Raw genomic sequence first — 11,007 nt, 5'->3', positions numbered from 1 at the left:
TTTATAAAATCATTAAGAAAGTTTTTATGGCTTTTTATTTGTAAAGGGAATAATATTGTAAAAGGCCGTATAGTGATGATTAGGAGAAGAAAGTGAAGGACAAGATACGAATAGTGCTATGCTGTATATTTTTAACAATAGCGGTATATGCAGGATATAATATTATAAAGATACAAAGTGAATATAAAAAAGGTGTGGATACCTATAAGGAAATAGATAAGTATACCATAGAGCAAACGGTGGCACAGTCAAGTGATAATACGGAAGAGACTGTAGAGGAAACCGAAGAAGAAAAGCCATATCCGAAGGTTGATTTTGCAGGATTAAAGGCTGTAAACGGTGATGTTATAGGGTGGATTTATGTACCTGATACGGAAATAAATTATCCGATAGTACATACAACAGATAATGAATATTATCTGGATCATATGGTGGACAGAACCGAGAATCCGGCAGGTGCTATATTTTTAGATACAAGAAACCCAAGTGATTTGAGTGATCTGCACAGCATAATATACGGACATCATATGAAAAACGGAAGTATGTTTGCGGCACTCAAAGGTTATAAAAAGCAGGATTTCTTTGATGAACATAAGAACGGATATTTGATAACCGAAGATGCGGTATATAGAATCAATTTCTTTGCCGGACATGTGGCAAATGTGGAAGAGAACGCATGGCAGCTTGATTTTAGTGACGGTACGGAATTTGATAACTGGATAAAGTCATTAAAAGAAGTATCTGCATTTAAATCAGATGTGAATCCGGAATATGGTGATAAGGTCTTTACTCTGTCAACCTGTAGTTATGAGTTTGATGATGCAAGATTTGTGCTTAGCGGTAAGCTTACAAAAATTGAATAGCTTAAAAATCAATATAAAGGGTTAAGAGCATAAACTGTTCTTGACCCTTTTTTTAAAAGGTGGTAGTATAAATTAAATTCCTACTAATAAAGTAGGGATAAAGGGATAGAATGAAAAGAGGACTTTATGGATATATTAAATGAAGTAAAAAAGATACATGAAACTTTGGTGGAGCTTAGAAGAGATTTCCATCTGCATCCGGAACTCAGTATGAAGGAGTATCGTACAGCTACGAGAATAGAAGAAGAGCTTGATAAGCTGGGTATAGAGCATTACAGAAGTGCCGAAACAGGGGTAATAGGACTTATTAAAGGAACAGGAAAGTCGGAGCCTGCAAAGAATACGGGAGCAGATGAGTCTGAGAGCAATATAGGACATCAGGGAAGTACCAGAGAAGGCAAGGACAGAGTTGTGGCACTCAGAGCCGATATAGATGCACTTCCTATACTTGAAAGAGATGACAGAGCTTATTGCTCAAAAACAGAAGGTGTTATGCATGCCTGCGGTCATGACGTTCACAATGCATCTTTACTGGGTGCGGCTATAATACTTGCAAATAACAGAGAAAAGTTTGCAGGAACGGTAAAACTTATCTTCCAGCCGGGTGAAGAAATAGGTGCAGGTGCACAGGCTATGATTGCAAACGGTGAAGTAAAGGGAGTGGAAAGAATTTTCGGACTACATGTGGCACCTGATTTAAGATGTGGAGAGGTCGGAGTGACTACAGGTATAAACAATGCATCTGTGGACCATTTCAGAATAGAAATAGAGGGAAAGGCTACTCATGTATCAACTCCTCAGATGGGTATAGATGCACTTTACATAGCCGCACAGACTGTTGTGGCATTACAGGCTTTGGTTACAAGGACTACATCACCGATAGATCCTGTGGTTATAGGTGTGGGAATATTAAACTCCGGAACATCTTACAATATAGTGTCCGGCAGCGGAGTTATAGAAGGTACAACAAGAACCACCTCTGCAAAGACCAGGCAGGAAGTGAGAGATAAGGTGCAGGAGACTGCTGAAAATATTGCAAAGATTTACGGTGGAAGCGCAAAGGTTATCTGGACAGATTATACGTCGGCACTTATAAATGATGAGAGGGTTTCAGAAGAGGTCAGAGGCATTGTAAAGGATATTTTCGGAGAAAAGGCGGCAAAGGTAAGACCTATATCTTTAGGCGGTGATAATTTTGCGGAATTTATTATGGAAATTCCGGGGGCATATGCTTATCTTGGAACTTCAAATGAGAGCATTCCAAACAGTTTGATTCAGATTCATAATGAAGGTTTTGATGTAGATGAGAACGCTTTGGACATAGGAGCAACACTTTATGCGGAGTATGCACTAAGGTGGTTAAATGATAAATTTTAAACGAAGATGTTCTTATTTAGGGCATTTTTAAACTTTTTTTAACAGCGATATTATATTATTATTAAAGATTACTTACAAATAGATAACTTCTGTAATAAATCGTTGACATTTAGTTACTCACTTACTATAATTCAAAAAATTAACTTTTGTATTAAAAAAGGAGAGACTTTATGCCAAGAATAACATCGCTTTTAAAGTCCATTTGTGGGAAGATTATGGCAATACCTATGAGACTCACAAAGAAGATGTACAGACAGATGGCTTTGCTCACAATAGGTGGTGCGGTGATCAGTGTCGTTGCATTTTCAAGCAATGGATTTGCGGGAAGCGGAAAAAATGCTGTCAGTGCTAATGTCATAAATTCCGGAGAAGGTGAAACCTTTGAGGATGATATGGAAGACGAGGCAGACGATATTTTGGATAACGCCGGATTAGATAATACAACTGTTGATGAGGATATTGCAAATTTGCCCCGAATAGAGCAAAAGGAGACCGGAAATGAAAAAATGGAGAGACTTCTTGAGGAACGTAGGGTAGCACTTGGATTATCTTCACTTACAGTAGAGGATTATAATAATCTGCTAAGGATTGTTGAAGCTGAGGTAGGTGACAATGATGTCTATGGTAGAACGATAGTAGCCAATGTGGTTTTAAATAGGGTTCGTTCAAGCCATTTTGAAAACACTATAACAGAAGTTATATTCAGTAAAGGACAGTTTTCACCTATAAGGGATAAGAGATTTTTTAAAGTTAAGGTGAGCGAAGCCACTATCAAAGGTGTAAATAATGCACTGATGGGAGAGGACTATTCAAGAGGCGCACTTTACTTTATGGACAGAGCTTATTCTTCAAGCCATGCGGTAGGATGGTTTGATTCATCTTTAACTTATTTGTTTTCTTATGGAGGTCACGAATATTTTAAATAAATTATAGTTGAGTAGGTATGTTTATGGGATTTGAGTTTTACAGTCCCCGGTGGCAATAAAAGAGTTGTACGGGGATTGTAAAATTAAGCCTATATGCTGCTGTTTGAGCTTTAGATGTTAAACAATTTTTTCTTCTAAAAAATCAAAAAAATGCTTGACATTGCAATGCCGCTCATATATAATGCTGTATGTGTCTGAGAGACATGTAAATAATCATCGGGGTGTGGCTCAGTTTGGCTAGAGTACCTGGTTTGGGACCAGGGGGTCGCAGGTTCGAATCCTGTCACCCCGATTTGTTTTCTAAAAACATAATATATGAGTCTGTAGCTCAGCTGGATAGAGCATCGGCCTTCTAAGCCGAGGGTCAGGGGTTCGAATCCCTTCAGGCTCACTGATATGCAGGTGTGGTTCAATGGTAGAACATCAGCCTTCCAAGCTGAATACGTGGGTTCGATTCCCATCACCTGCTTTTTATCATAATATATGATATATTATGGTGGGTATAGCGCAGTTGGTTAGCGCGCCAGATTGTGGCTCTGGAGGCCGTGGGTTCGAATCCCATTACCCACCCTTTAATGGGTCATCGCCAAGCGGTAAGGCACAGGACTTTGACTCCTGCATTCGCTGGTTCAAATCCAGCTGGCCCAGTTATATGGAATTGTTACGTAACACCTGAGGGGTGTTATTTTTAGAATAAGCGGTTATGCTTTGGGAGGTGCTTATGGACATTATGCCGATTTTTGCAGGTATTGTAGGACTTGTTATAGTAGTGGCGGTTGCGGTATCGGCCGGTACGATGGGGGCTGTATTCGGTGCTATAGCGGATGACGATGATGATGAAGAGTTTTAAAAAGTGGGGCAGAGATAAAAATCTCTGCTCTTTTTGATTTCCCTTAACTAAATGTTATGGCAAGTATAGAAAATATATATGCATAAAATAAAGAATAGTTGACAGTAAAGTTGAAAAAAGTTTTATTTTAAAGTATTATGATAAGAAAATCTTTTAAAATAAGGAAAGATGGAATATGAAAGCAAATATAACATTGATAAACGGTGACGGTATCGGACCTGAGATAGTAAGAGAAGCAAAAAAGGTTTTGGAGGCTGTCTCACAAAAATATAATCATGAATTTATATATACAGATATAGATATGGGAGGATGTTCCATAGATAAATACGGAGTGCCTTTGACAGACGAGGCAATAGAGATTGCAAAGAGCGGTGATGCGGTACTTTTGGGAGCAGTAGGCGGCAATGTGGGAAATTCAAAATGGTATGATGTTGCACCTGATCTAAGACCTGAGGCCGGACTTTTAAAAATAAGAAAAGAGCTTGGACTTTTTGCAAACTTAAGACCTGCACTTTTATATAAGGAACTTGCAGATGCCTGTCCTTTAAAGACAGAGATAAGCAAAGCGGGTTTTGATATGGTAATAGTCAGAGAGCTTACAGGAGGACTATATTTCGGAGAGAGATATACCAAAGAGACGGATGGTGTAAGAACTGCGGTGGATACTCTTGTTTACAATGAAAATGAGATAAGAAGAGTGGCTAAGGTTGCATTTGATATCGCTTCAAAAAGAAGAAAGAAAGTAATCAGCGTAGACAAGGCAAATGTACTTGACAGCTCAAGGCTTTGGAGAAATGTGGTAGAAGAGGTGGCTAAGGACTATCCTGATATTACCTTGGAGCATATGCTTGTAGATAATGCGGCTATGCAGCTTGTAATGAATCCGGGGCAGTTTGATGTAGTGCTTACAGAAAATATGTTTGGCGATATTTTATCGGATGAAGCAAGTATGATCACAGGCTCTATAGGAATGCTTCCAAGCGCAAGCTTAAATGAGAGTAAGCTTGGACTTTATGAACCGAGTCACGGTTCGGCACCTGATATTGCCGGAAAGAATATTGCAAATCCTATAGCTACCATACTTTCGGCAGCAATGCTTTTAAGGTATTCACTTGGTCTTGATAAAGAAGCGGGTGATATCGAAAATGCGGTGGAGAAAGTTTTAAAGGACGGATTCAGAACCGTAGATATTTATACTGAAGGAATGGATAAGCTTAGCACCTCTCAGATGGGTGACAAGATAGTTGAATATATAAAATGATTTCACAAAAGCAGATTGTGATAGAAAGAGGAAATATGGAAAATTTACGCTCAAATAATATGAAGTCGGGTATGCAGCAGGCACCGAGCAGATCGCTTTTAAATGCTGTAGGTATGACTCCTGAGGAAATGAGAAAACCTATAATAGGTATTGTAAGTTCATTTAATGAGATAGTACCGGGACATATAAACTTAGATAAAATATCGGATGCCGTAAAGCTCGGCGTAGCGGAAGCGGGAGGTACACCTGTTGTATTCCCTGCTATTGCGGTATGTGACGGTATAGCAATGGGACATATAGGAATGAAGTACTCACTTTGTTCAAGAGATTTGATAGCCGACTCTACAGAGACTGTAGCTATGGCACATCAGTTTGATGCACTTGTAATGATTCCGAACTGTGACAAAACAGTACCGGGAATGCTGATGGCTGCGGCCAGACTCAATATACCGACAGTATTTGTATCAGGCGGTCCTATGCTTTCAGGAAGAGTTAAGGGAAAGAACACATCACTTTCAAGTATGTTTGAAGCGGTTGGAGCATATGCGGCAGGTAAAATAAGTGAAGACGATGTAATGGAATTTGAGAATAAGACCTGTCCCACATGCGGTTCATGTTCAGGTATGTACACGGCAAATTCAATGAACTGCCTTACAGAGGTTCTGGGAATGGGACTTAGAGGAAACGGTACAATACCTGCGGTATATTCGGAGAGAATCCGTCTTGCAAAAAGAGCGGGATATGCCGTAATGGAAATGTTAAAGAGAGATATCCGCCCAAGAGATATTATGACAAAAGAAGCATTTATAAATGCGCTTACAATGGATATGGCACTCGGATGTTCCACAAACTCCATGCTTCACCTTCCTGCAATTGCTTATGAGGCGGGAGTTGAGCTGAATGTGGATATTGCAAATGAGATAAGTGCAAAGACACCGAACCTTTGCCATCTTGCACCTGCAGGACACACTTATATAGAAGAGTTAAATGAGGCCGGCGGTATCTATGCGGTTATGAAGGAGATATCAAAGCTTGGACTTTTAAACCTTGACTGTATGACGGTCACAGGTAAGACAGTCGGTGAGAATATAAAGAATGCGCTAAATCTGGATACGGATGTTATAAGACCTGCCGAGAATCCATACTCAAAGGTTGGAGGAATTGCAGTACTTAAAGGTAATATAGCACCTGATTCATGTGTGGTAAAAAGAAGTGCGGTACTTCCTGAAATGCTTAAGCACTCAGGACCTGCAAGAGTATTTGACTGTGAGGAAGATGCAATTACAGCAATAAAGGGTGGAAAGATAGTACCGGGAGATGTTGTTGTTATCAGATACGAGGGACCGAAGGGAGGTCCGGGTATGAGAGAGATGTTAAATCCCACATCGGCAATTGCAGGAATGGGACTTGATACTACCGTAGCGCTTATCACTGACGGCAGATTCTCAGGTGCATCCAGAGGTGCATCAATCGGACATGCTTCACCTGAGGCGGCTGTTGGCGGACCGATAGGACTTTTACAAGACGGTGATATTATTGATATTGATATCAATGCAAATACAATAAATGCCAGAGTAAGTGAAGAAGAGTTTGCAAAGAGAAGAGAAAACTGGAAGCCCAGAATTAATGAGGTAACAGGTTATCTTGCAAGATACAGAAAGCTTGTTTCAGGTGCTCCAAGGGGTGCGGTTTTAACAGTGGATGAGTTATAGGAGGATAGATGGCAAAATTAAGCGGATCACAAATAATAGTTGAATGTCTTTTAGAGCAGGGTGTTGATACCGTATTCGGATATCCGGGCGGCGCAATACTTAATCTATATGACGAATTATATAAAAATCAGGACAGAATAAGACATATACTTACCAGTCACGAGCAGGGAGCTTCACATGCCGCGGACGGATATGCAAGAGCAAGCGGTAAAGTAGGTGTTTGTCTGGCAACAAGCGGACCGGGAGCTACAAATCTGGTAACAGGTATTGCAAGTGCATATATGGATTCAATACCTGTAGTTGCCATTACCTGTAATGTAGGCAATAATCTTCTTGGAAAGGACTCTTTCCAGGAGGTGGATATATCAGGTATTGTAATGCCTGTAACCAAGTACAGCTTTATTGTAAGAGACGGAAACAAGCTTGCGGAGACTATAAGAAGAGCCTTTAAAATAGCTGTAAGCGGCAGACCCGGACCTGTACTTATAGATATTACAAAGGATGTTACCGGAGACAGCTTTGAATACGAATATCAAAAGCCTGAAAAGGTAATGCCGACTACAAATGTAAGCGAAGAAGAAATATTAAATGCCGTTTCACTTATAAGAGCTTCAAAAAAGCCATATGTTTTGGTGGGCGGCGGAGCAATCCTTTCAGGAGCAAGTGAAGAACTTAGAACCTTCGTTTCAAAGATAGATGCACCTGTAGCCGATACACTTATGGGTAAGGGAGCGTTTGACGGCTCAGACCCGAAATATACTGGAATGGTGGGAATGCACGGAACAAAAACAAGTAATCTCGGAATAACCGAGTGCGACCTGCTTATTGTAATCGGTGCGAGATTCTCAGACCGAGTAATAGGTAATGCCAAGAAATTTGCTAAAAATGCAAAGATTTTGCATATAGATGTGGATGCTGCCGAGATAAGCAAAAATATCAAGGCGCATTACAGTCTCATCGGTGATGCAAGATTGATTTTAAGAAAGCTTAATTCAAGACTTGATCCTATGCACCATGATGAATGGGTGGCACATATTGAAAGATTAAATGATATGTATCCTGTAAGGACGAACAAGACCGGGCTTACAGGTGAGTACATAATAGAGACTATAGATGCAAAGACTGCCGATGATACAATAATCAGTACTGAAGTAGGACAGCATCAGATGTGGGCGGCACAGTTTTATAAGTTTAAAAATCCGAGAACATTACTTACATCAGGCGGACTTGGAACTATGGGATACGGACTTGGTGCGGCTATCGGTGCAAAGATGGCAGAGCCTGATAAGACTGTAATAAATATAGCCGGTGACGGATGCTTCAGAATGAATATGAATGAAATAGCTACAGCCACAAGATATGATATTCCGCTTATTCAGGTTATTATAAATAACCATGTACTTGGAATGGTTAGACAGTGGCAGAATCTGTTCTATGGAAAGAGATATTCACAGACTGTATTAAGAGACAAAGTGGACTTTGTAAAGCTTGCAGAGGCTATGGGTGCAAAGGCCAAAAGAGTTACTACAAAAGAGGAGTTTGATGCTGTTTTTGAAGAGGCATTAAAATCGAATACGACTTTTGTTATTGAGTGTGAAATTGATTCTGATGAGAAGGTATTTCCGATGGTATCGCCGGGAGCGGCTATATCGGATGCGTTTGATGAGAAGGATTTGAAATTAAATCCGATTAAGTAAACAAGACGGTATTTTGCGAAAAGCAGATTGAAAATATTGTATTATAAGGAGATTATCATGGGTAGAGTATATAATTTTAGTGCGGGTCCCGCAGTACTTCCTGAAGAGGTTTTAAGAGATGCAGCTGCAGAAATGCTTGATTACAACGGTAGCGGAATGTCCGTTATGGAAATGAGCCATCGTTCCAAGGTATATGAAGAGATAATAGAGGAAGCCGAGAAGGATATAAGAGACCTTTTAAATATCCCTGATAATTATAAAGTGCTTTTCTTACAGGGTGGCGGACATACACAGTTTGCAATGGTTCCTATGAACCTTATGAAGAATAAAAAAGCGGATTACATAATCACAGGACAGTGGGCAAAAAAAGCCTTCCAGGAAGCAAAGATGTACGGAGATGTTGTTGCTGTGGCATCAAGCGAGGATGAGACTTACTCATACATTCCGGATTGCTCGGATTTACCTATAAGAGAAGATGCGGATTATGTATATATTTGCGAGAACAATACAATCTACGGAACAAAGTTTAAAACATTGCCGAACACCAAAGGCAAGGATTTGGTTGCAGATGTATCATCATGCTTTTTATCAGAGCCTATGGATATCAGCAAATACGCTTTGGTTTGGGGAGGAGTACAAAAGAATATCGGACCTGCAGGAGTGGTTATTGCAATTATAAGAGATGACCTTGTAACGGATGATGTACTTGAAGGCACACCTTCAATGCTCAGATATAAGATTCATGCGGATAACAAGTCACTTTACAATACACCACCGACATACAATATTTATATTTGCGGCAAGGTATTTAAATGGATTAAATCTCTTGGCGGACTTGCCGCAATGAAGGAAAGAAATGAAGAGAAAGCAAAGATATTATATGATTTCCTTGATTCATCAAAGCTCTTTAAAGGAACTGTAAGAAAAGAGGACCGTTCACTTATGAATGTACCTTTTATTACAGGAGACAAAGAACTTGATGCGAAGTTTATCAAAGAGGCCGAAGCAAACGGATTTGTAAACTTAAAAGGTCACAGAAGTGTCGGCGGAATGAGAGCCAGCATCTACAACGCCATGCCGAAGGAAGGCGTAGAAAAACTGGTTGAGTTTATGAGAAATTTTGAGAAAGAGAATGCATAAGGAGTTATCATGAGAAAAATACATTGCTTAAATGCTATCGCAAATGTCGGAACGGATATATTTGACGAAAATTATAAGCTTACAGACAATATTGAAGAAGCGGATGCTATTATGGTAAGATCTGCCGCAATGGGAGATATGGAGTTCTCTGAAAATCTCCTTGCCATTGCCAGAGCAGGTGCAGGTGTAAACAATATACCGCTTGAGCGATGTGCAGATGCCGGAATAGTGGTATTTAATACACCGGGAGCAAATGCAAACGGTGTAAAGGAACTTGTAATCTGCGGTATGCTTTTGGCTGCAAGAGATGTTGTCGGAGGTATCGAGTGGACAAGAAGCATCAAAGATTCTGATACTATTGCAAAGGATGTTGAAAAGGGAAAGAAAAACTTTGCAGGCGGTGAGATAAAAGGAAAGAAACTCGGAGTAATAGGACTCGGTGCTATAGGTGCCGAAGTTGCAAATGCCGCAGCTTCACTGGGGCTTGAAGTTTTGGGATACGACCCGTTTATTTCCGTAAATGCCGCATGGAGACTTTCAAGAAAGATAAAGCATATCACAGATATAAATGAAATATTCAGAGAATGTGATTATATTACATTGCATGTTCCGCTCACAGATGATAACAAGGGCATGATCGGAAAAAATTCAATTCCTCAGATGAAGGACGGAGTTGTGATTTTAAACTTTGCAAGAGACCTGCTTGTAGATGATGATGAGATGGAAAAAGCGCTTGAGAGCGGTAAGGTTGCAAGATATGTTACAGACTTCCCGAACACAAAGTCTGCAAAGATGGAAAAGGCGATAGTTATACCTCATCTGGGTGCTTCAACACAGGAGAGCGAGGACAATTGTGCGGTTATGGCTGCAAATGAACTTGTAGACTACCTCGAGAACGGTAATATAAAGAATTCCGTTAACTTTCCAAGCTGTGATATGGGAGTATGTCAGGTAGAGGGAAGAGTCGCTCTCCTTCATAAAAATATCCCGAATATGATAGGTCAGATTACTTCAGCATTTGCAAAGAACGGATATAATATTTCTGATCTTACAAATAAATCAAAGGGATCAAAGGCATATACACTTATAGATGTAGAAAACAAGGCAAGCGAAAGCCTTATAAATGAGTTAAATGCTATTGAAGGTATTTTAAAGGTGAGGATTATAAAGTAGTATTTTAC

General features: G+C 39.9%; 9 protein-coding genes and 5 tRNA genes. All 14 read left to right on the top strand.

The window, feature by feature from the left end; all coding sequences use genetic code 11:
• Window positions 1–92 precede the first annotated feature (92 nt).
• The 14 genes from srtB (at window position 93) to HMPREF1495_RS01220 (ending at window position 10,999) form a co-directional block, all read left to right on the top strand.
• A complete protein-coding gene (gene srtB, locus HMPREF1495_RS01280) occupies window positions 93–863 on the top strand; it encodes a class B sortase (RefSeq protein WP_034211369.1) in 771 nt (256 codons plus the stop codon).
• Between the two features lie 126 nt (window positions 864–989).
• Window positions 990–2,240, top strand: a complete 1,251-nt coding sequence (locus HMPREF1495_RS01275; protein WP_034211367.1) for a M20 metallopeptidase family protein — start codon at window positions 990–992, stop codon at window positions 2,238–2,240.
• 170 nt (window positions 2,241–2,410) lie between these two features.
• The gene (locus tag HMPREF1495_RS01270) at window positions 2,411–3,166 is read left to right on the top strand and encodes a cell wall hydrolase (protein ID WP_007594718.1); all 756 of its coding nucleotides are present in this window, start codon (window positions 2,411–2,413) and stop codon (window positions 3,164–3,166) included.
• Window positions 3,167–3,383: 217 nt separating this feature from the next.
• Window positions 3,384–3,458, top strand: a tRNA-Pro gene (locus tag HMPREF1495_RS01265).
• A 25-nt stretch (window positions 3,459–3,483) separates the two neighbouring features.
• Window positions 3,484–3,557, top strand: a tRNA-Arg gene (locus HMPREF1495_RS01260).
• A gap of 7 nt (window positions 3,558–3,564) precedes the next feature.
• Window positions 3,565–3,635, top strand: a tRNA-Gly gene (locus tag HMPREF1495_RS01255).
• A 27-nt stretch (window positions 3,636–3,662) separates the two neighbouring features.
• Window positions 3,663–3,736 (top strand) — tRNA-His (locus HMPREF1495_RS01250).
• A 6-nt stretch (window positions 3,737–3,742) separates the two neighbouring features.
• Window positions 3,743–3,814 (top strand) — tRNA-Gln (locus HMPREF1495_RS01245).
• A gap of 73 nt (window positions 3,815–3,887) precedes the next feature.
• On the top strand, window positions 3,888–4,016 hold the full coding sequence (locus HMPREF1495_RS14185; RefSeq protein ID WP_007594717.1) for a hypothetical protein: 129 nt from the start codon (window positions 3,888–3,890) through the stop codon (window positions 4,014–4,016).
• A 175-nt stretch (window positions 4,017–4,191) separates the two neighbouring features.
• Window positions 4,192–5,277: a 3-isopropylmalate dehydrogenase gene (gene leuB / locus HMPREF1495_RS01240; RefSeq protein ID WP_034211365.1), complete on the top strand. Its 1,086-nt coding sequence runs from the start codon at window positions 4,192–4,194 to the stop codon at window positions 5,275–5,277.
• Window positions 5,278–5,312: 35 nt separating this feature from the next.
• Window positions 5,313–6,989, top strand: coding sequence for a dihydroxy-acid dehydratase (gene ilvD / locus HMPREF1495_RS01235; protein ID WP_034211381.1), 1,677 nt, complete (start codon window positions 5,313–5,315; stop codon window positions 6,987–6,989).
• A gap of 8 nt (window positions 6,990–6,997) precedes the next feature.
• Window positions 6,998–8,686 carry a biosynthetic-type acetolactate synthase large subunit gene (gene ilvB / locus HMPREF1495_RS01230; protein ID WP_034211363.1) on the top strand — a complete coding sequence of 563 codons (1,689 nt, stop codon included), beginning with the start codon at window positions 6,998–7,000 and terminating at the stop codon, window positions 8,684–8,686.
• 57 nt (window positions 8,687–8,743) lie between these two features.
• Window positions 8,744–9,826, top strand: a complete 1,083-nt coding sequence (serC, locus tag HMPREF1495_RS01225) for a 3-phosphoserine/phosphohydroxythreonine transaminase (RefSeq protein ID WP_034211361.1) — start codon at window positions 8,744–8,746, stop codon at window positions 9,824–9,826.
• A 9-nt stretch (window positions 9,827–9,835) separates the two neighbouring features.
• Window positions 9,836–10,999, top strand: a complete 1,164-nt coding sequence (locus tag HMPREF1495_RS01220; protein WP_034211359.1) for a phosphoglycerate dehydrogenase — start codon at window positions 9,836–9,838, stop codon at window positions 10,997–10,999.
• Window positions 11,000–11,007: the final 8 nt, after the last annotated feature.

The organism is Lachnoanaerobaculum sp. MSX33, from assembly GCF_000512995.1.
In the GTDB taxonomy this organism is placed as follows: domain Bacteria; phylum Bacillota; class Clostridia; order Lachnospirales; family Lachnospiraceae; genus Lachnoanaerobaculum.
This window is presented reverse-complemented; position numbering and strand designations above follow the sequence as displayed.

Excerpts from the sequence above, each read along its gene's own strand:
- HMPREF1495_RS01275 (WP_034211367.1), top strand. The coding sequence starts at position 990 with ATGGATATATTAAATGAAGTAAAAAAGATACATGAAACTTTGGTGGAG.
- HMPREF1495_RS01270 (WP_007594718.1), top strand. The coding sequence starts at position 2,411 with ATGCCAAGAATAACATCGCTTTTAAAGTCCATTTGTGGGAAGATTATG.
- HMPREF1495_RS14185 (WP_007594717.1), top strand. The coding sequence starts at position 3,888 with ATGGACATTATGCCGATTTTTGCAGGTATTGTAGGACTTGTTATAGTA.
- leuB (WP_034211365.1), top strand. The coding sequence starts at position 4,192 with ATGAAAGCAAATATAACATTGATAAACGGTGACGGTATCGGACCTGAG.
- ilvD (WP_034211381.1), top strand. The coding sequence starts at position 5,313 with ATGGAAAATTTACGCTCAAATAATATGAAGTCGGGTATGCAGCAGGCA.
- ilvB (WP_034211363.1), top strand. The coding sequence starts at position 6,998 with ATGGCAAAATTAAGCGGATCACAAATAATAGTTGAATGTCTTTTAGAG.
- serC (WP_034211361.1), top strand. The coding sequence starts at position 8,744 with ATGGGTAGAGTATATAATTTTAGTGCGGGTCCCGCAGTACTTCCTGAA.
- HMPREF1495_RS01220 (WP_034211359.1), top strand. The coding sequence starts at position 9,836 with ATGAGAAAAATACATTGCTTAAATGCTATCGCAAATGTCGGAACGGAT.